Raw genomic sequence first — 20441 nt, forward strand, 5'->3', positions numbered from 1 at the left:
AACAAGCGGCGGTTTACCTACGCCTTGAGCGCATTCCGCGACTTCGGCGCGAGCAGCGGCAAGTCGCGGATTCTCACACCGGTCGCGTCGGCAATCGCGTTTGCGAGCGCCGCCGCTGCCGGTCCTTGCGCCGCTTCGCCCACGCCGAGGAACGGCAGGCCGGGGCGGTCGATCAACAGCACCTCCACGCGCTTCGGCACCGACGCAAAACGCATGATCGGGTAAGTGCTCCAGTCGAAGCTCGTAATCCGTTCACGGTCGAAACGCGTCTCCTCGAAGAGCGTCCAGCTCGTGGACTGCAAGATGCCGCCTTCGACCTGGTTGCGCACGCCATCCGGATTCACGATCTGGCCGCAGTCGATGGCCGCGATCACGCGCTCGATACGCACCTCGCCCGTATCGCGCATGACGGTCACGTCCATTGCAATGGCAAGGTAGGCCATCAGGTTCTTGTATTGGGCGAAGGCAAAGCCGGAGCCGGACGCGCGTGAGTCCGTTGGCGTCGCACGTGCGGCATGCGCTTGCCAGGCGGACCGATCCGCCACGGCATGAATGACGGCTTGTGCGCGCGGATCGTCGAGATGCTTGAGGCGGAATGCGACAGGGTCCGCATGCGCGGCACTCGCGAGCTCGTCGATAAAGCTCTCGATGGCGAACACGTTCATATGCGCGCCGAGCGAGCGCATGGCCGAAACGCGTATCGGCATATCGGGCAGGAAGTGATTCTGCACGTGCACGCTCGGCACGCGGTAGAGCGGAATGCTGTTGCGGTCGCCGCCGCCTTCCGGCATGGGAATCGACTTGGGCGGCGCGGGCGTGAAGGGTTGCGCGAGCAGCTGCGCGGGCAACAGACGGCCCGCATTCTCGACGCGGTTGTTATGGGTATTGCTCCATAGTTCGTATTGCCAGGCGATTATCGATCCTCCGGCATCGAGCGATGCGCTCGCATCCACCGTCATCGCGGGACCGAACGGCTCCCACATATGTTCCTGCTCGCGCATGAACTGCACGCGCACCGGGCGGCCCGGCAGCTCGCGGGCGATGAGCGCGGCGTCCCCGGCAACGTCGTCCGCACCGTTGTGTCCGTAGCAGCCCGAACCTTCCACGTGAACGCAGCGCACCTTCTCGCGCGGCATGCCAAGCATCTCGGCAATGCCGGCGCGCAGAGGGTAGACGCCTTGCGTATGTGTCCAGACCGTCATGACGCCGCTGTCGAGTTGCGCGAGCGCGCACGAAGGCCCGATCGATCCGTGCGTCAAATAAGGCTTCGAATAGCGGGCTTTCAACGTCGCTGCCGGCTGGCCTGCGGGCGCGCCCTGATCCGCCACCACGATCTCCTGTGCGGGCAGGCTCATGAGAAACGCGTGAATGCCGGCCGGATCGGGCAGCGCAGGGCCCGGCTGCCACTGTGCCGCGAGTGCGAGTTCGCGCATCGCGACGATGGCGCGCCATTCGTCGTCGGCGACCACGGCGAGGTAATCGCCGTTGTTCACGACCTTGACGACGCCGGGCAGCGCCGCCACGCGCGCGCTATCGACGGCAACGAGCCGCGCGCCATAGGAAGGCGGCCTCACGACGCGCGCATGCAGCATTCCGGCGGGCCGCAGGTCCTGAACATAGCTCGCGCCGCCCGTGACCTTGCCTGGAATATCTACGCGCGGCAGCGTGTGCCCGATCACGGCGTAGTGCGCGGGCGGCTTTTTCGCGGCGTTCGGTTGCGCGTCCTGATGCAGGTTCGCGTGCTGCACCGCTTCGCCATAGGTGACGCGCCTTCCGTCGGCGGTGAGGATCGCACCGTCGCGCGTGGTAAGCGCAGCGGCATCGACGCTCAACTGCTTCGCTGCACTTTCGACGAGCAGCGTGCGCACCTGGGCCGCCGCGTTGAGGATGGCCGTGCCGCTGTCCGCCATCGTGTGGCTGCCTGCCGTGTATCCCTCGTTTGGTGTAGCGGCCGTATCGGCCGTGATCAGTTCGATCGCGTGAGGCGCGAGGTCGAGTTCTTCGGCGGCGAGTTGCAGGAGCGCCGTGCGAACGCCGGTGCCCAACTCCACCTTGCCCGTGAACACGCTCACGTGGCCGTCTGGTGCGACCTTGATCCACGCGTCTAGCGATGGCGTGGTCTTGAGGCCGCCGGGTAGCTTCGGGGCGCTCGCATGGAAGGTGCCCGCTTCGGTGGTGGTTTGCGCGAGCGCCGCCATGCCCGGCACGATGGCGAAGCTCACCATGAGCGAGCCGCCCACGAGGAAACGGCGGCGCGCGGCGTCGTCGGGGCCGCTATGGTCGAACAGGGGAGAGGGGCGGGCGCGGCTCATGACTGCGTGCCCGCCGACACTTGCCGGATCGCCGCGAGAATGCGCATATGCGTTCCGCAGCGGCACAAATTCGGCTGCATATACCGGCGAATCTCGTCGTCGGTGGCGTGCGGCGTGCGCTCCAGAAGGGTTTGCGCGCGCATGATCATGCCCGCGATGCAGTAGCCGCATTGCGCGGCCTGCTGGTCGATAAAGGCCTGTTGCAGCGGCCCCGGATGATCCGCGCTACCGAGTCCTTCGACGGTGCGCACGGGCCGCTCACCCACCGCCATGACCGGCAGCAGGCACGAGAACACTGGTTCGCCGCCCACGCTCACCGTGCACGCGCCGCATTGGCCGAGCCCGCAGCCGAACTTCGCGCCATTGAGCCGCAACTGGTTGCGCAGCACATAGAGCAGCGGCGTGGACGGATCGGCATCGACGGTATGGCTGACGCCGTTGACGTTGAGCGTAATCATCGTGATGGGCTTTCCTTGCGAAGACGCGCCACGGCGTGAGCGTCGAGCGCGGACCACGGGCCGAACGCGGTGAAGCGCACGCGCGTGTAGTTGGCAAGCTCCGCGATCTGCGTGTCCGTGAAAGTGCCGGCGAATGGCGGCATGAAAGACGCCGCCTCGCTCTCGTGCCAGGCAATGCCGTCGAGCATGATGCGCACCATGTTGCGCGGGCTGTCGGCGTTGACGGCGGTCGAGAGCGACAGCGACGGACGATGGCCGTCGATCGACATCGCCGCGCCTTCGCCGTGGCACGACGCGCAGGCCGCGGCAAACAGCGTAGCGCCGTTGGCGGGCGCGGTCGAGACATGGACGCTGGCTGTGGAAGGCGGCGTGGCGGCATTCGGGTTGGACTGCAGTGTTATCAGATACGCGGCGATCGCCTCGACGTCTTCGGCAGACGCGTCGCCGAGTGAGCGTGTCACCGTCCGCATCGGCCCGGCCGCCGCGCCGTGCTCGCTGGCGTAGCCCGTACGCAGATAGTTCGTCAGTTGTGCTTGCGTCCAGGGTCTTGGGCGTGCCGAGAGGTCGGTCAGCGCAGGCGCGTCCCAGCCCTCGAGGGTGCCGCCCTGCAACGCATGGTCGCCGCGCTCGGCGCCGAGGCGGTTGAGCGGCGTGTGGCACGCGCCGCAATGACCGAGGCTTTCGACGAGATAGCGGCCGCGCGCGACGTCCGGCGTTTGTGTGTCCGTCGAGGTATCAGACGTAGTGGAAACAGCAGACGCAGGCGGCAGATAGAGTTTATTCCACACGGCCATGAGCGGCCGGAACCCCAACGGAAAAATCAGCGCATTGTGCGGCGCCGGCGCGTTGACGCTCGCGCGGCTCATTAGCCACGCATAGAGCGCGGCGATATCGGCGTCGCTCATGTGCGCAAAGTGCGGGTAGGGAAACGCGGGATAGAGCAGATGCCCGTCGCGCGAAACGCCGCGCCGCATCGCGCGCGTGAACGCATCGAGCGACCAGTCGCCGATGCCGGTGCCCTTGTCCGGGGTGATGTTGGTCGAGTAGATCACGCCAAAGGGCGTTTGCAGCGGGAGGCCGCCCGCAAGCGGCTGACCGTCCGTCGCGGTATGGCACGTCATGCAGTTGCCGATTGCCGCGAGCTTCGCGCCGCGCGCGATGGCCGCGGCGTCGCCAGCCGGCGGCGAGGGTGCGGCCACGGGTGCGAGTCCTTGCTCCCAGGCATGTGCAACATGGCCGCCATAGGCGGCTGCGAGAGCAAGAAGGACAACGGCCACGCCCGCCATCCGTACCCGCCTGCCTTTCATCGAGCCTCCAGAGCCGAGAGGGCCATCGCTCAACATGGCGATCGGCATGCGCCGTTCGATCGCGAGCAAATGCCGTGCCTGGTCCGCGGGTTGTTCGCTGTATTACGATGCTGGGCAAATCGATACGGAGATGACGAGATGAATGAGCTTCGGGGCCTGCAGTGTTTCGTGACGCTCGCCGAGGAACTGAACTTCAGCCGCGCCGCCGAGCGTCTGCACATCGCGCAGCCGGCCTTGAGCCAGCAGATCCGCTCCCTCGAGGACCGGGTGGGCACGCAACTGATCGATCGCACGCGCCGCCCGCTGCGCCTGACGGAAGCGGGCCAGTACCTGGCCACCGAAGCGCGGCAGATTCTCGGCTCGCTCGCCGAGGTGACGCACGGCGCGCTGGAGATCGGCGTGGGCCGGCGCGGCTGGCTCAGTGTCGGCTTCACGCGCTCGTCGATGTACAGCGTCCTGCCGCCCGCGCTCAAGGCGTTTCATCAGGCGTATCCGCAGGTCGAGCTCAAGCTGTTCGAAATGCTGACCGACGAGCAGACCGACGCGTTGCGCGACATGCGCATCCATATCGGCATTGGGCGGCAGCCGCTCGCCGTGCCCGGCTACACGACCTTGCCGCTGCTGCGCGAGCGGCTTGTGGTATTGATGGCGTCGGATCACCCGCTCGCCAAACGAAAGAAGGTGCGCATTGACGAACTCGCCGATACGCCGTTGATCCTTTACCCGAAGCATCAGAACGCGCAGTTCAAGCGCACGGTTCAAGCGCTCTACCGCGACGCGGGCGTGACGCCCTTCGTCGCGCACCAGGCCTATGAGATCCAGACCGCCATTGCGCTCGTGGCAGCGGGGCTCGGGGTGACCGTGGTGGGCGAGTCGGTTGCGCGGCATGGCCGCGTCGACGTCGTGGCGCGCCACCTCGATGGCCCCGGCGCTTCACAGCGCACCGTGCTGGCCGCGACGTTCCGCAGCGACGACGCCTCGCCGCATCTGCGCGCCTTTCTCGAATGCCTGCCGCCGCCGCTCACCGGCACACTATAAGCGCACGCTTATAGAAACATAAGTATCGCGTCTTGGACTCGACGCTCCCTGCTTCTTATTATCGAAACTTGAGCGCCCTCACTCGCGGGGCGCCGCCGGCAACGGTCATGTCTGCCGGCCGATAACTATGCAGCGACGGCACCGCCCGTCGCCATGAGGCGGAGACAGCATGAGTCACTTCGATGAAGCAGCAACCATGCGAAAGGTTTACAAGCGGCTCGTGCCGCTCCTTTTCTGCATGATGTTTTTCAATTATCTGGACCGTATCAATATCGGTTTCGCCGCACTCGACATGAACTCGGACATGGGCTTCGACCCTGCCGTGTTCGGCTTTGCGGGCAGCATTTTCTTCGTCGGCTACATGCTGCTGGAAGTGCCCAGCAATCTGTTGTTGCACCGCGTCGGCGCGCGCCGCTGGATTGCGCGCATTCTGCTCACGTGGGGAGCCGTTGCGGCGGCAACGGCCTTCGTGTTCAACGCGTCGAGCTTCTACGTGCTGCGTTTTCTGCTCGGTGTGATGGAAGCCGGTTTTCTGCCAGGTATCGCCGTGTATCTGACCTACTGGTTTCCGGAGCGATACCGCGCCCGCGCCGTGGGCGGATACATCATCGCGGGGTCGTTCTCGGCCGTGCTGGGCGGCCCGCTCTCGACCACCGTGATGACTTACGCGAACGGCCTGCTCGGCATGCACGGCTGGCAGTGGATGTTCATTATCGAAGGCGTGCCCGCCATGCTGCTCGGCCTCGTCACGCTGCGCATCATGACCGAGCGCCCCGCCGACGCGGACTGGCTTTCCACGGAAGAGAAGCAATGGCTCGAAGCCACGCTCGCCACGGAGCGCGAGGCGCTGGGCGGCCATCGGCATTTTCCGCTGCTGAAGGTGGCTGGCGACATTCGCGTATGGAGCCTCGCGTGTCTGTTCGGCTGCGCGCTGGTCGGCATTTATGGGCTGTTCCTGTGGCTGCCGCAGATCGTGAAAAGCCTGGGTCACCTCAACAACATCGAAGTGGGCTTCCTCTCCGCCGCGCCGCCGCTCCTGGGCGTGTTGGGCACGTACCTCGTGAGCCGCAGCTCGGACCGCACCGGCGACCGTAAATACCACCTCGCATTCGTCTACGGCATGAGCGCGCTGGCGATTGCGGGCAGCGCGTATGCGCCGAATCCGCTGCTTGCGTATGCGCTGCTTTGCGTGACGGGCCTCTTCATCTATGCGGGCAACCCGCTGTTCTGGAGTCTTGCCGCTTCGTTCAGAACCGGTGCGGCGGGCGCGGCGACGATCGCGCTCATCAATACGATCGCGCAGTTCGGCGGCGTGGTGGGGCCGTGGAGTATCGGACTCGTGCGCCACGCCACCGGCAACTTCAAGCTCGCGCTGCTCACGATCGCCGCTTTCCTCGTGATCGCCACGCTCATCGCGATTGTGATGCGCGTGCAGCCTGCCGAGCGCGACGCCTTGAACCCGGCGCTCGTTGGCCATGACGAAGCGACGGAAAGCTGAATTTATTCATCCGTTCACCTGATGGAATTGCTACATGATCATTGATTGCCACGGTCACTACACGACCTCGCCGCCCCAGCACGAAGCCTGGCGCGCCAAACAGATCACCGCGCTCAAGGACGGCACGCCGGTTCCGCCGCGCCCGTCGATCACCGACGACGAGATTCGCGAAAGCATCGAAAACGGCCAGCGCCGCATTCAGCGCGAGCGCGGCACGGACCTGACGATCTTTTCGCCGCGCGCTGCGGGCATGGGCCACCATCAGGCGGGCGCAGAGGCAAATGCACTTTGGTCCGGCGAATGCAACGATCTCGTGCATCGTGTGTGCTCACTTTTCCCGCAACATTTTGTAGGTGTTTGCCAACTGCCGCAGGCGCCGGGCGTGACGCCGGAAAACTGCATTCCCGAGTTGCGCCGCTGCGTGGAGGAACTGGGGTTCGTCGGCTGCAACCTCAACCCGGACCCCTCGGGCGGTCACTGGTCGGGACCGCCCGTCACGGATCGCTCGTGGTATCCGCTTTACGAGGCCATGGTGGAACTCGACGTGCCCGCGATGATTCACGTTTCGTCGTCGTGCAATCCTAACTTTCATGCGACGGGCGCGCACTACCTCAACGGTGACACCTCGGTGTTCATGCAGTTGCTGCAGGGCGACCTGTTCGCCGACTTCCCAACCTTGCGCTTCGTCATCCCGCATGGCGGCGGCGCGGTTCCGTATCACTGGGGGCGCTATCGCGGCCTGGCGCAGGACATGAAGCGGCCGCTCCTGAAGGACTACCTGCTCAAGAACGTGTTCTTCGATACCTGCGTCTACCATCAGCCGGGCTCCGACCTGCTCGCCAAGGTGATTCCGGTAGAGAACATTCTGTTTGCCTCGGAGACGATCGGCGCGGTGCAGGGCATCGATCCGGAAACCGGCCACCACTACGACGACACGCGCCGCTATATCGATGCGATCGAATGGCTCAGCGACGCCGACCGGCAACGCATTTACGAAGGCAACGCGCGTGCGGTGTACAGCCGTCTTTCCGCGCAGATCGAACGACAAACCGCACTGGAAGGGATAGCGAAATGAATCAGATTGGCTGGCGTGAACACGAGTCCGCCCCGCAGGCCGGCGCAGCGACGCTCGCTGCGTTGCGCGAACTGCAAGTGTCGCTCCTGAGCGACAACATGGCGCGCTCGAGCGGCATTCTCGGCCTGCAGCCGTTTCATCAGCCCCGGCCGATGGCGGGCACGGCCGTGACGGTGCGCACGCGTCCCGGCGACAATCTCGCCATCCATCGCGCGTTCGACTTCTGCCGGCCGGGCGACGTGCTTGTGATCGACGGCGCGGGCGAGGTGACCCAGGCCCTGATGGGCGACATCATGTCGAGCTATGCGGAAAGCCTCGGCGTGCAGGGGCTCGTGATCGACGGCGCGATCCGCGATGTCGGCGCGATTCGCCAGCGCGACTTTCCGGTGTATGCGCGCGGCGTGACGCACCGCGGGCCCTACAAGAACGGGCCCGGTGAAATCAACGTGCCGGTGACCATCGGCCGGATGGTCGTCAATCCCGGCGATATCATCGTGGGCGACGAGGACGGCTTGCTCGCCATCGCGCCCGCGGATGTGGAGGCCGTCATTGCCGGCGCGCGCCGGCAGGGCGAAAAGGAGGCCGCGGCATTGCAGGCGATCGCCGAAGGGCGCTTCGACCGCGCATGGGTGATGCCCCACATCGAGCGCATGAGAAGCGGCGCATGATGAACCCACACGGCGTCAAGCGTTAAGATGCGCGCTGGAGCCCGTGCTCCCTCGCTCAACCGCAGATCCACTCTTGTTCCATGACCCGATACCTTGACGCTGCCGCGCTGCGCGAACTCGCCGAACAGGCGGAGCAAACCGACCCGCCGCCTTGCACCTGCACGAAAACGCCGCTGGATGGCTGGCAATCGCAGCCGCTTTCGCTCGACGAGCGGCAACTGGAACAGATCGGCACGCTCGTTAGCGCAGACGAAGCCGAACCGACCTTCGCCGAATATTTGCCGGGAGAGGCGGGCTACTGGTCGGAAAATGCGCCGATCGCGCCGCGGTACTTTCCGTATAACCGTTGCGGCGTGTGGAAATGCACGCTGTGCGGACGGCTTTACCTTCGTTATACGGAAGGCGGCGGCTATTTCGTCGATCAGCGTATCCGCGCGTTGAAAGCGCGTTTGATCGAGGATGTGCCGCTTTGAACTTCTGATTCCCGCGCGCTTATATTCCTGGTGAATCAAACAGAGGTCAGGCTTTTCCCTGGCCTCTATTTCATTTCTAGCGGCTTGGTCTTCGAATGCCCGCCAATGTCGCTTTCGACTTCACAACCGAACCTTACATGCGTGTCCCGCTCGCGCGCGGCGCAACCGACGCCGCGTCAAGCCCCTCATATCGATGCGGCCGCGCATCAAAACCTCGACAACAAGCTGAAGCTCGCGCTCCAAGGTCCTCGCGGCATTGCAGTGCAGGAAATGGCGCGGCGCAGCACGTCTAAATTCTTTTCCCGATCTGATCAATTCTGAGTTTCATTCCACAAATAAAGGTGTGAACCGAAACTTACTGAGCGCGATGGTTCTATTCGTCGATAAGTTTCTATAGCCATACATTCATACGCGCTTTTAAATAGAAACGATCAATTTCTTTGCTGTGCATTATTACCGCTCCTTGCGCATCCTTACGTCCATATCGAAGCCCGCCATTCGGCCGCTTCAAGAAAATGGATGACGTGAGCCGCAGCGCGATGAGGATTCATCGAGGCGCTCCCGCTGATTCCGAGAGGCATTCGCGTGTTGACCCACCTGTTCTGCTGCTCAAAGGAGCCGACTGATGAATAAACCCTTATTGGCCTTTCTACTCGCGGCGACGGTGGCCGTTGCCGGTTGCGGAGGCTCGGACTCCTCGAGTTCCAACCCGGCGTCGGCCGCGGCCACACCGTCCGCGCCCAAACTGCTCTCGAACATTACCGTGCCCAATACGACGAGCCCGGCGTTCAGCTTCGATATCAGTTATGTGGAAGCGGGCCGGTACTATCTGGCCGATCGCAACAACAAGTCCGTCGATGTCGTCGATACCAAAACGAAAGCGCTGCTCGCGCAGATTCCGGGCAACTTCACCGGTGCGGGCGCGAGCACCGATGCGTCCGGGCCTGACGGCATCGTGGGCGTGACGGGAACGAATACGCTGTACGTAGGGGACGTCGACAGCGTGAAGATCGTCGACACGTCCGCGATGCAAACGGTCAAGACGATCCCCATCAGCACGTCGGGCTCGCGCGTCGATGAGGGCTGCTACGATCCCGACGACCATCTCGTCATGTTTGCGAGCCCCGGCGACACGCCGCCCTATGTGACTTTCATTTCGACCACGACGCAAACTGTCGTCAACAAACTGGTATTCAACGGCTCTTCAGGCCTCGAAGCCTGCGTGTACGATCCGGCCTCGAAGAACTTTCTCATCAACAACGACGGAACCACCGCCAATCCCGACGGCGAACTCGACGTGATCACCGCCAGTTCGGTCACGTCGGGCGCGCCTGCGGTGAGCAAGGCGTTTGCGCTTGGCAAATGCGGCCCCGCCGGCATTGCGCTCGGTCCCAACAGCGACGTGCTGATTGGTTGCGATCCTTCTGCGGGCGATCCGCTCATTACGCTGATCCTCGATCGCAATACGGGCACGCAACTCGCGTCCGTGCCGTTCGGCGGCGTGGACCAGGTCGCTTACGATCCCGCGTCGAACCGCTACTTCCTGCCTGCACGCCACTACGTCACGAGCGGAACCGCGGCGTCTTCGGGCTATACGCCGACCATGGGTGTGATCGACGGCGCGACGCGCAAGCTCATCTATACCGTGGCGGTGGGGACAGGCGCGCACTCGGTTGGCATCGACAGCAGCCTTGGTGAGGTCTTCGTGCCGTACCAGCCCGGGTCGGCGGCATTCCCGAATGGCGGGATATCGGTGTTCTCGACGCAGTAGCCGCAAAGTCTCAGGCCTTGGCGCAAAGCCGGCGGATGTGAAAATCGTCCGCTGGCTTTTTTGCTTTTTCGATTCCATCGGCCCTTCGCGAACTTACGGTTATGATGTTTCGCACCGTGCGGGCTCCGCGAGTCCGCACACATTCCAACATCATTCAACCAGCGCATGGGTATTCGGGAACTCGCCAAAGTACTGAAGCTGTCCGTCTCGACTGTGTCGCGCGCCTTGAACGACAGCGACGAGGTGAGCGCCGAAACGCGCGAGCGCGTGCGCGCCGCCGCACTCGAGCATGGCTATGCGCCAAGCAAGTCGGCCGCGAGCCTGCGCCGGGGGCGGCTCGACATCGTCGGGCTGATGCTGCCGGTACGGCGCGAAGAAGAGACCTACACGCTCGGCATTTTCATGAAGCTGGCGGACGGTCTGCAGTCGGTGCTGTCGCGGCACGGCATGGATCTCGTCATGTATTCGAGCGAGTCGTGGGACGACGAGTTCGCGCGGCTGCGGCGCATTGTCGAGCGCCGTCATGTGGACGGCGTGATTCTCGCAGGCACGCGGCGGCACGACGAACGGCTCGATTACGTCGCGAGCCGCCATTTCCCGTTCGTGGCGCTCGGCCGCAGCGAGTCGGGCGGCGAGCACGCTTGGGTCGATCTGGACTTCGAGGGGGCCGTCGCCGAAGGTGTCGAACGGCTCGTCGCACAAGGGCATCGCCGTATTGCGCTCGCCGTTCCCGGCGGCGACGCGATGCAGGCGCACATCTACCTGCACGCATGGAAGAAGGCGATGAAAAAGCACGGGCTGCCCGTGCCCGAAGGCTTCGTGCAGCGCAACGAGCTCTCCGAGCGCGGCGGTTATCTCGCGACCGAGGCGCTGCTCAACCTGGGCACGCCGCCGGACGCGCTCATGTTCCAGAGCGACTGCATGGCGATCGGCGCGTACCGCAAGCTGCACGAAACGGGCAGGGCGCCGGGCCGCGATCTGGCGATTTCGGGCGGCGTGCTGGCGGGCGAAGTGTCGGAATACCTCGCGCCGCGCCTCTCCGGCTTCACGCTCGATGCCTATGGACTGGGGCAGCGCCTCGCGCAGGCGCTGCTCGCGCAGTTCCCGGATATTGGCGAGACCTACCGCGCCGCGCGCGAGCCGCTGCTATGGCCGCTCACGCTGCGCGAGCGCGACGACGATGCGGTGACGTCCGAGGCCGCTCGACGCTAGTCTGCACCCGCTGCCGTCGGCATTGCGGTTTCCGCGAATCGGCATTGCGATTTTCGCAGGCAGCTTGACAGCGCTATCTGCAGAAGCAACTATTTGCCTGTTTCCGGAAACGTTTCCGGACAATGCGGTTGCAGCGGCACGGGCCCCGCCTGGCCCCAGAAAAGAGCCTGAAAGAAAGCGCGATTCCCAACGCGCGAAAACGGAGACAGCATGAAGAAGCTACTTGCCGCATCCGCGGCCATTGGTTTGGCATTCTCGCTTTCCTGTACGTCGCTGCATGCCGCGACGCTCTCGGTCTGGGCCGTGGACGAGCCCGACGACTACACCGCGAAAATGGCGCAGGAATTCGGCAAGCTGCATCCCGATGTTCATGTGCAGATCCGCAAGGTGGGCTTTGCGGCGCTCAACGACGAAACCATGCGCGCCGTGATGTCCGGCAACATGCCCGACGTCGTGCCGATCGACAACCCGAACACGGCGATGTTCGCTTCGAAGAACGCGTTGCTCGATCTCGACCCGTACCTCGCGAAGTCGAAGGTCATCGACGCGAAGCAGATCTTCCCCGGCCCGCTGAAAAACGCCACCTGGAACGGCAAGGTGTATGCGATTCCCCGCGGCACGAACACGCTCGCGCTGTATTACAACAAGGACATGTTCAAGGCCGCCGGGCTCGATCCCGAGCATGCGCCGCAGACCTGGGACGAACTCTATACGGACGCGCAGAAGCTCACCGACGCAAAGAAAGGCGTGTACGGTCTCGCGTTCTCCGCCATCAACACGGAAGAGGGCGTGTTCCAGTTCCTGCCGTTCGTGCAGGCCGCAGGCGCGGACTGGGACCGCATGAGCGACCCGGGCGCCGTGCGCGCGGCCGCCTTCTGGCAGAAACTGCTGGACAGCAAGGTGGCGTCGCAGGACACGCTCACGCATAGCCAGTCAGAGGCGGCGGCCACGTTCATCAACGGCAATGCCGCGATGGACATCGACGGTCCGTGGGAGCTGGGCGCCGTCGAAAAGGGCGCGAAGTTCAAGTGGGGCGTGGCGCTCCTGCCGGTCGAGAAGGCGGGCGGCCCGCGCGCCTCGGCGCTCGGCGAGCAGAATCACGCGATCCTGCGCGGTGCGAAGAACCCGGACGTGGCCTTCCAGTTCCTCGAGTACATGTATGCGCAGCGCGGCCGCGACTGGAACGAATTCGGCATGCTGCCGCCGTCCAGGGACACTGTGACGCCGAACCCGAAGTGGCCGCAGGCGTACAAGGTCTTCAACGAGCAGATGCAGTACGCCCGTCCGCGTGGTCCGAACCCGAACTGGCCGAAAATTTCGAAGTCGATTTCCGACGCGATCCAGTCCGTGCTGACGCATCAGGCCACGCCACAACAGGCCATGGCGGCCGACGCGCAGACCGTTCAGGCCGCAGCCAAGTAAGCAGACCGAAGTATGGCATCGAGGTCGTTGCCGCCCGGGGAACATCGGTTCTTCGGGCGCCGTCCCGCCTTTGAGCAAAGAACGCCATGAACACTCTTTCGCGCCGTGCTCCGCGCGACCCGGCTGCGGGGCTCCTGCGCCGCTTGCCGCGCGCCCACGCCTTCGAGATCTCGCTGGCCGTGTTCGCGCTGTTGTATCTGCTGGTGTTTGCGGGTCTGCCGCTGATCTACAACATCGTGCTGTCGTTTCAGCAGGTCGATCTGATGGCGCCCGCCACGCTGTTGCGGCCGTTCGTCGGGCTCGCGAACTATCGCGATGTGTTCAGCCGCCCTGAGATGCACCAGGTGATCGTGAACACGGTGCTGTTCGTCGGTCTCTCGCTCGTCTTCCAGGTCGTGATCGGTTTTCTGCTGGCGCTGCTGTTCGCGCAGGATTTTCCATTCGCGAGCCTCATGCGCGGCCTGTTTCTCGCGGGCTGGATCATGCCTGGGCTCGTGGTCGGCGTGATCTGGAAGCTGATTTTCGCAGGCGATTATGGCGTGCTCAATCATGTGCTGATGCAAACGCACATCCTGCAGGAGAAGATCTTCTGGCTTTCCGATCCGCACTGGTCGCTCTATGCGGTGATCGCCGCGAACGTGTGGCTCGGTGTGCCGTTCAACATGCTGCTGCTTTCCGTCGGGCTCGCGGCCATTCCGGCCGACCTGTACGAAGCGGCCGAACTCGATGGCGCGAATGCGCTGCAACGCTTCGTCGGCATCACGCTGCCGATGATGAAGGCCACGCTCGGCGCCGTGATCGCGCTGGGAGCGATTCTGACGATGCAGCAGTTCGACCTGATCGCCGCTCTCACGCAAGGCGGTCCGGCCAACTCTTCGCTGGTCGCGCAGTACTGGTCGTGGCAGCTTTCCTTGCAGACCTTCGAGGTGTCGGCGGGCTCGGCAGTGGCCACGGTCATGCTGGTGCTCGTGCTGATCGTCGCGGTGATCTACGTGCGTTCCACGCGCAACGAAAGGATGGTCTGAGATGAGGCGCTCAACCAGGATGAAGCGCTACGTACTGTTCGTCATCGCGCTGTGCGTCACGGCGGTTTATCTGTTCCCGCTGTACTGGATGTACATCACCGCATTCAAGAGCGCGAGCGAGATGTTCCGGTATCCGCCTACGTTCTGGCCGCAGCATCTCCAATCGCACCTGTGGCAGGTGTTCAGCAGCAGCGGCATGGGCAACTTCCTGTGGAACTCGTTCGTGACCGCATGCGGCACAGTGGCGGTGACCGTGTTCGTCGGTACCGGCGCCGCTTACGCGCTCGCGTTCGTGCAGAACCGTTGGACCAGTGTCGCGATCTTCGCGGTGCTCGTGCTGCAGGCGCTGCCGTCGAGCCTCATGGTCACGCCGATCTTCACGGCGTTCAAGATGCTGGGGTTGCTCGACACGCCGCGCCTCGCCGTGGTGCTCGCGCAGATCACCAAGACGCTGCCGTTCTATATCGTGCTGTGCCGCCCAAGCTTCGTGCAGGTGCCGCGCGAACTGCGCGACGCGGCGCTCGTGGACGGCGCAACGCCGGCGCGCGCGTTCTTCGGCGTGATCTTGCCGCTCGCGGTGAACGGCATTCTCGTCTCGGCGATCCTCGTCTTCCTGCAATCGTTCGGCGAGTACGTCTACGCCCGCTCGCTGATTCTCGACGATCAGTATCAGACCGCCACGGTGGGCCTCTCGGCATTCGTCGGCGCGACCAAGGTCGACTGGATCGGCATCATGACCTACTCGGCCATTTTCGTTACGCCCATCCTCGTGGCGTTCATGCTGCTGCAACGCAAGATCGTCGCCGGACTGACGGCCGGCGCGCTCAAGTAACGCATACGGAGAATCGTTGTGGATCGCATACAGATCGAGCGCCTGAGCAAGAGCTACGGAGCCGTGCAGGTTTTGAAGGACATCGATATCAGCGTGCCCGAAGGGTGTTTCGTCGCGCTGGTCGGGCCGTCGGGATGCGGCAAGTCCACCTTGCTGCGGACCATTGCCGGGCTCGAACCGATCACGGGCGGCACGCTGCGCATCGACGGCCAGGTCGTCAACGACGTGCCGCCGCGCAAGCGCGACGTGGCGATGGTGTTCCAGAGCTACGCGCTCTATCCGCACATGAACATCGAAAAGAACATGTCGTACTCGCTGCGGCTGCGTCGCGCTGCGCCGAAGGTCATTCGCGAAAGCATCGATGGCGTGGCGCGCACGCTGGGCCTCGATCATCTGCTCGAACGCATGCCACGCCAGCTTTCGGGCGGTCAGCGGCAGCGCGTGGCGATGGGGCGTGCAATCGTACGCAATCCGAAGGTATTTCTGTTCGACGAACCGCTCTCGAATCTCGATGCCGCCCTGCGCGTGCATATGCGCACGGAAATCCGCAAGCTGCATCAGCGACTTGCCGCGACTTCGGTGTACGTCACGCACGATCAGATCGAGGCGATGACGATGGCTGACCACGTGGTTGTGATGCGTGCCGGCGAGGTCGAGCAGCAGGGCGCGCCGCTCACGCTGTATCACCGGCCTGCCAATCGCTTTGTCGCGGGCTTCATCGGCTCGCCGTCGATGAACTTCATCGAGGCCGTAATTGGACCAGACGGGCGCAGCGCGCGCTTCGGCGGCATGCAGGGCGGGGCCGCGCAGACGCTCGACCTGGGCCGTACGCTGCCAGCGGGCTCCGAGGTCTGGATCGGCCTGCGTCCCGAGCATCTGCAGTTGCACCGCGAAGCGCGTGGGTTGCGTGGCGTGATCGACACCGTGGAGACCACCGGCTCCATGAACTTCATCGCGGTGAAACTCGACGCTGTTGCAGCGCCCGTGATGATCGCGCAAGCGGGCGTGTGCGGTATCGGCAGTGGCGAGGCGATCGGACTCGGCATTGCGAGCGAGCACATTCACGTATTCGACAGGAAGACCGAGCGGGCGCTATAGACACACCGCAGGTGCTTACGGATTTGCTGTTCAATAAGCTATGAGTAGATCTAAATGAAAATCAGCGATGGCAACTGGTTGATCCGGGACGGCCTGAACGTCTCGTACTCGGCGTCGCCGCACAGCGTGGAGATCGTCGGCGACGAACTGCTCGTGCATGTGGCGCCCCGCGACGTATCGAACCGCGAACGGCAACTCGACACGGGCCTCTTCACGTGGCGCTTCTTTTCACCGCAAAGCGGCGTGATCGGCGTGCGCGTCGAGCATTTTGCGGGGACGCTCGATCGCGGCCCGCATTTCACGCTCCAGCGCACGAACACGGAAGTGGTCACGCACAACACTGAGACGGAGGCGAGCCTCACCAGCGGCTCGCTGACCGTGCGCATCGTCAAGTCGGGTGACTGGTCGGTGGGTTTCCTGCGCGACGGCGAATGCATCACGGGCAGCGGCTTTCGCGCTAGCGGCCAGGTCCACGACGCCAATCAGCAGGGCGCCGCGTTCATGTTCGAGCGGCTCGATCTGGGCGTTGGCGAGAACGTCTATGGACTCGGCGAGCGCTTTACCGCATTCGTGAAGAACGGGCAGGTGGTCGAAAGCTGGAACCGCGACGGCGGCACGGGCACCGAGCAGGCGTACAAGAACGTACCGTTCTATCTGACCAACCGCGGCTACGGCGTGCTGGTGAATCATCCGGAAAACGTTTCGTTCGAGGTGGCCAGCGAGAAGGTGGCGAAGGTGCAGTTCAGCGTGGCGGGCGAGCGGCTCGAATACTACGTGATCGACGGCCCCACGCCCAAAGCTGTGCTGGAGCGCTTCACGCAGCTCACCGGGCGGCCGGCGCTGCCGCCCGCGTGGTCGTTCGGCCTGTGGCTCACCACGTCGTTCACCACGAATTACGACGAAGCCACGGTGAATCACTTCATCGAAGGCATGGCTGAGCGCGGCATCCCGCTGCATGTGTTTCACTTCGACTGCTTCTGGATGAAGGCTTTCCACTGGTGCGACTTCGAGTGGAACCGCGAGACCTTTCCTGATCCGCAGGGCATGCTCGCGCGGCTCAAGGCGCGCGGGCTGAAGATCTGCGTGTGGATCAACCCGTATATCGCGCAACCCTCGCCACTCTTCGCCGAGGGCATGGCGAAAGGCTACCTCCTGCGCAAGCCCAACGGCGACGTGTGGCAGTGGGACCGCTGGCAGCCCGGCCAGGGCATCGTCGACTTCACGAATCCCGCTGCGGCGCAGTGGTATGCGGGACATTTGCGGCGTCTGCTGGAAATGGGCGTGGACTGCTTCAAGACGGATTTCGGCGAGCGCATTCCCACCGACGTGGTCTATCACGACGGCTCCGATCCGCAAAAGATGCACAACTACTACAGCTACCTCTACAACAAGGTGGTGTTCGACGTGCTGCGCGACGTGCGCGGCGAGGGCGAGGCGGTGGTGTTCGCGCGCTCCGGCACGGTGGGTAGCCAGCAGTTGCCCGTGCATTGGGGCGGCGACTGCAGCGCGACTTACGAATCGATGGCCGAGACGTTGCGCGGCGGTCTCTCGCTGGGCTTGAGCGGCTTCGGCTTCTGGAGCCACGACATCGGCGGATTCGAGCACACCGCGCCCGCCGACGTCTACAAGCGCTGGTGCGCGTTCGGGTTGCTGTCGAGCCACAGCCGCCTGCACGGCAGCAAGTCGTATCGCGTTCCATGGCTGTTCGACGACGAAGCCGTGGACGTGGTGCGCCATTTCACCGAATGGAAGTCGCGCCTCATGCCGTACCTGTTCGACGCCGCACAGCAGGCGGTCGATCACGGTACGCCGATGCTGCGCGCGATGCTGCTGGAGTTTCCCGGCGACCCGGCCTGCGAGCATCTGGACCGCCAGTATCTGCTCGGCGATTCGCTGCTGGTGGCGCCGGTATGCAACGCCGCGGGCGACGTGGACTTCTGGCTGCCGGCGGGGCGCTGGACGCATCTGTTCACGGGCCGGCAGGCCGAGGGCGGCCGGTGGGTGCGCGAGCGGCACGGGTTTCTGAGTCTGCCGGTCTACGTGCGGCCGAATACGCTGCTCGCGATCGGGACCGAGGACCGGCGCCCCGACTACGACTACGCGTTGCACAGCGAATTGCATCTGTTCGAACTGGCCGATGGCGCGAGCGCGGCCGCGACGCTGCGCGACCCGCGCGGCGAGCGTGTGACGCACGTGAGCGTGACCCGCCGCGGCGATACGCTGAACGTGAGCTACGAGGGCGTGAAGGGAACGTTGCCGCTGACGCTGCGGAAATGGCCCGAACTGCGCGATGCCGGCGGGCTGAAGTCGCAAGCCGGTGAGTTGGGCGTGCAGGTGCAGTTGCCGGCGGGTGACGGAGAGGTCGTGTTGCGCATTCAGGCTTAACGAGGCGCAACGCGAGCCGTTGCGGACGCCAGAAATACGCCAGAAATGCGACTGGCCCGCCATCGCAAGACACTGCGATGGCGGGCCAGAAGGCAACAACTACAAAGCGCGGCTATTCAGCCGGGCAGCTTATTGCGCTGCCTGACCGGCTTGCGACGAACCGTTGTTCACGCCGCCCACTGCGCTGTTTTGCGCAGCGACGCGAGCTTCGGCGGCCTGGACGTTCGCCGGATATTCATTGGGGTTCGAACGTGCCGGATTGAAGCCGGCCTTTTCGACCTGAACCATGTCTGCACGGACTTGCGCGCGGGTCACGGGCTGGTTCGACTGGGCGAACACGGCAACGGGAGCGGCGAGGGCGGCAGCGATAACGACAGCTTGGACGAGCGATTTCATGACTAACCTCCAGATTTACTTTCTTCTTGAACTGCCTACAGGGTTGTAAGCAGCAGTGAAGTCAGTGTAGGAGGGTCGGGAACTAGGGTAAATACCTAATAGCCGAATTCACTGTTTCCGCCAGGAGAACAATCCGGGCACGACCGCAGCGCAAGCCGGCGATTTCGCGAACGCGGCGGGTGCGAGTGGGGTCAGACCATGCTGGGCGCGACGCCGACCGTATCGACGAACTCGGTCTTGCCCATGCCGCGCGACTTGGCCCGATACATGGCGCTGTCCACGGCGCGCATCAAGGTACGCGCATCGAGCGAGCGGCTGCCGCTGCCTTCCGTGAGCAGGCATACACCGATGCTGCACGACACGGTAACCGGGTAGCCGCCCACGGTGCGCATGTTGGCGAGAATCGCGTGGATGCTGTTGGCGACGGTAAGCGCGTCGTTCTTGTCGTAGACGTGACGCGCGAGCACGACGAATTCGTCGCCGCCCAGGCGTGCAAGGGTGTCGCCGCGCCGCATGCGCCGCACCAGCGCCGCGGCGAAGCTGCGCAGCAGTTCGTCGCCCACCGCGTGCCCGAAGGAATCGTTCACTTCCTTGAAGCCGTCGAGATCGACGAGCAGCATGGCGGTGCGATCGACTTCGGCGGTGCGCGTAAAGAGCGTGCGCCCAATGGCTTGTTCGAGCCGCACGCGGTTGTAGAGCCCGGTGAGCGGATCGGTCGAGGCCTGGCGTTCCAGCCGGTGGACGAGCACCGCCAGATAGATGGACGTCGCAACGATGCTGAGCGCAATGCCAAGCGCGGCCGTGATATTGGCGCCCCACCACGCTTGCCAATGCATCAGGCCCATGATGCCGACGAGCGCCACGAAGCAGGAAAGGCCCAGCATGCGCTGGCCATAGCGGCAGCCCGCGCCGACCAGAAACCAGAAGGCCACCCACAGGAGCGGCAGCGCGGCCGTTCCGCCTACGGCCAGCGCGCCGGTGACGATGGCCTGATCGGCGATCGTGGCGAGCGTGAGGCGCACGAGAGAGCGCGCTGGCGCGACGGTGACTGCCACATACGATATGACGCCGAACGCCACATAAGCGGTGACCGCCAGAAGCGTTGCGTAGACGTGGGTCGAGCGATAGATCGAGCAGGCAACGAGGTAGGCGAGAAGAACGACGGAACCGAGCGTGATGCGCAGTACGGCCTGCTCCTTCTCTGGGTCCTTCGGAAATGCACGAAACAACGCTTTCCCGGGCCAGGAATGTGTTTCCGTCTCGCCCATGGCAGCCCCCCGCTGTAATTCTGTATTTTGTCGCCCGGTAGTGTACCCCACACATACTGCGTGTCGAGGCGCTAAAAAAACGAAATTTCGACGCGCATGGCACCGATACGCAATGCAATGCGACTTCGCGCCGAATGACCGATACTGTGACGCGCATCGCGTGCAATCCATCGGTTCCGAATACGCTCGGTCAATCCATTCAA

General features: G+C 64.1%; 18 protein-coding genes. 13 read left to right on the forward strand and 5 right to left on the reverse strand.

Features of this window, described 5'->3' with window-relative positions:
* Nucleotides 1–17: 17 nt before the first annotated feature.
* The 3 genes from E1N52_RS00650 to E1N52_RS00660 are packed head-to-tail and all read right to left on the reverse strand — an operon-like array spanning nt 18 to nt 4077.
* Nucleotides 18–2312, reverse strand: a complete 2295-nt coding sequence (locus E1N52_RS00650) for a xanthine dehydrogenase family protein molybdopterin-binding subunit (protein WP_246088900.1) — start codon at nt 2310–2312, stop codon at nt 18–20.
* Nucleotides 2309–2770: a (2Fe-2S)-binding protein gene (locus E1N52_RS00655; protein WP_133179241.1), complete on the reverse strand. Its 462-nt coding sequence runs from the start codon at nt 2768–2770 to the stop codon at nt 2309–2311. Before E1N52_RS00655 ends, E1N52_RS00650 begins: the two co-directional genes overlap by 4 nt.
* The gene (locus E1N52_RS00660) at nt 2767–4077 is read right to left on the reverse strand and encodes a cytochrome c (RefSeq protein WP_133179243.1); all 1311 of its coding nucleotides are present in this window, start codon (nt 4075–4077) and stop codon (nt 2767–2769) included. Before E1N52_RS00660 ends, E1N52_RS00655 begins: the two co-directional genes overlap by 4 nt.
* Before the next feature lie 138 nt (nt 4078–4215).
* Between E1N52_RS00660 and E1N52_RS00665 the strand changes: the two genes are divergently transcribed.
* The 13 genes from E1N52_RS00665 (at nt 4216) to yicI (ending at nt 18574) form a co-directional block, all read left to right on the forward strand.
* Nucleotides 4216–5115, forward strand: coding sequence for a LysR family transcriptional regulator (locus tag E1N52_RS00665; protein ID WP_133179245.1), 900 nt, complete (start codon nt 4216–4218; stop codon nt 5113–5115).
* A gap of 169 nt (nt 5116–5284) precedes the next feature.
* On the forward strand, nt 5285–6613 hold the full coding sequence (locus E1N52_RS00670; protein ID WP_133179247.1) for an MFS transporter: 1329 nt from the start codon (nt 5285–5287) through the stop codon (nt 6611–6613).
* Nucleotides 6614–6647: 34 nt separating this feature from the next.
* Nucleotides 6648–7688, forward strand: a complete 1041-nt coding sequence (locus E1N52_RS00675) for an amidohydrolase family protein (protein WP_133179249.1) — start codon at nt 6648–6650, stop codon at nt 7686–7688.
* Nucleotides 7685–8356 carry an RraA family protein gene (locus E1N52_RS00680; RefSeq protein WP_133179251.1) on the forward strand — a complete coding sequence of 224 codons (672 nt, stop codon included), beginning with the start codon at nt 7685–7687 and terminating at the stop codon, nt 8354–8356. Before E1N52_RS00675 ends, E1N52_RS00680 begins: the two co-directional genes overlap by 4 nt.
* 80 nt (nt 8357–8436) lie before the next feature.
* Nucleotides 8437–8829 (forward strand): hypothetical protein, encoded by a 393-nt coding sequence (locus E1N52_RS00685; protein ID WP_133179253.1) that lies wholly within the window; start codon nt 8437–8439, stop codon nt 8827–8829.
* 105 nt (nt 8830–8934) lie between these two features.
* Nucleotides 8935–9150 (forward strand): hypothetical protein, encoded by a 216-nt coding sequence (locus E1N52_RS44540; protein ID WP_133179255.1) that lies wholly within the window; start codon nt 8935–8937, stop codon nt 9148–9150.
* A 304-nt stretch (nt 9151–9454) separates the two neighbouring features.
* The gene (locus E1N52_RS00695; RefSeq protein WP_133179257.1) at nt 9455–10600 is read left to right on the forward strand and encodes a YncE family protein; all 1146 of its coding nucleotides are present in this window, start codon (nt 9455–9457) and stop codon (nt 10598–10600) included.
* 165 nt (nt 10601–10765) lie between these two features.
* Nucleotides 10766–11812 carry a substrate-binding domain-containing protein gene (locus E1N52_RS00700; RefSeq protein ID WP_133179259.1) on the forward strand — a complete coding sequence of 349 codons (1047 nt, stop codon included), beginning with the start codon at nt 10766–10768 and terminating at the stop codon, nt 11810–11812.
* A gap of 210 nt (nt 11813–12022) precedes the next feature.
* A complete protein-coding gene (locus E1N52_RS00705; protein WP_133179261.1) occupies nt 12023–13234 on the forward strand; it encodes an ABC transporter substrate-binding protein in 1212 nt (403 codons plus the stop codon).
* Between the two features lie 86 nt (nt 13235–13320).
* Nucleotides 13321–14259: a carbohydrate ABC transporter permease gene (locus E1N52_RS00710; RefSeq protein ID WP_133179263.1), complete on the forward strand. Its 939-nt coding sequence runs from the start codon at nt 13321–13323 to the stop codon at nt 14257–14259.
* Nucleotides 14260–14278: 19 nt separating this feature from the next.
* Nucleotides 14279–15091, forward strand: a complete 813-nt coding sequence (locus E1N52_RS00715; RefSeq protein ID WP_133179265.1) for a carbohydrate ABC transporter permease — start codon at nt 14279–14281, stop codon at nt 15089–15091.
* Between the two features lie 18 nt (nt 15092–15109).
* Entirely contained in the window at nt 15110–16189 is a 1080-nt protein-coding gene (locus E1N52_RS00720) for an ABC transporter ATP-binding protein (protein WP_205965544.1), read from the forward strand.
* Nucleotides 16190–16243: 54 nt separating this feature from the next.
* Complete coding sequence (gene yicI, locus E1N52_RS00725; protein ID WP_133179268.1) at nt 16244–18574, forward strand: alpha-xylosidase; 2331 nt, start codon at nt 16244–16246, stop codon at nt 18572–18574.
* Nucleotides 18575–18703: 129 nt separating this feature from the next.
* Here the strand turns inward: yicI and E1N52_RS00730 are convergent, their stop codons facing one another.
* Both E1N52_RS00730 and E1N52_RS00735 read right to left on the reverse strand, forming a co-directional pair.
* Nucleotides 18704–18970, reverse strand: a complete 267-nt coding sequence (locus E1N52_RS00730) for a DUF4148 domain-containing protein (RefSeq protein ID WP_069265932.1) — start codon at nt 18968–18970, stop codon at nt 18704–18706.
* A gap of 191 nt (nt 18971–19161) precedes the next feature.
* Entirely contained in the window at nt 19162–20238 is a 1077-nt protein-coding gene (locus E1N52_RS00735) for a GGDEF domain-containing protein (RefSeq protein ID WP_133179270.1), read from the reverse strand.
* Nucleotides 20239–20441: the final 203 nt, after the last annotated feature.

Source organism: Paraburkholderia guartelaensis, assembly GCF_004353905.1.
GTDB lineage: Bacteria > Pseudomonadota > Gammaproteobacteria > Burkholderiales > Burkholderiaceae > Paraburkholderia > Paraburkholderia guartelaensis.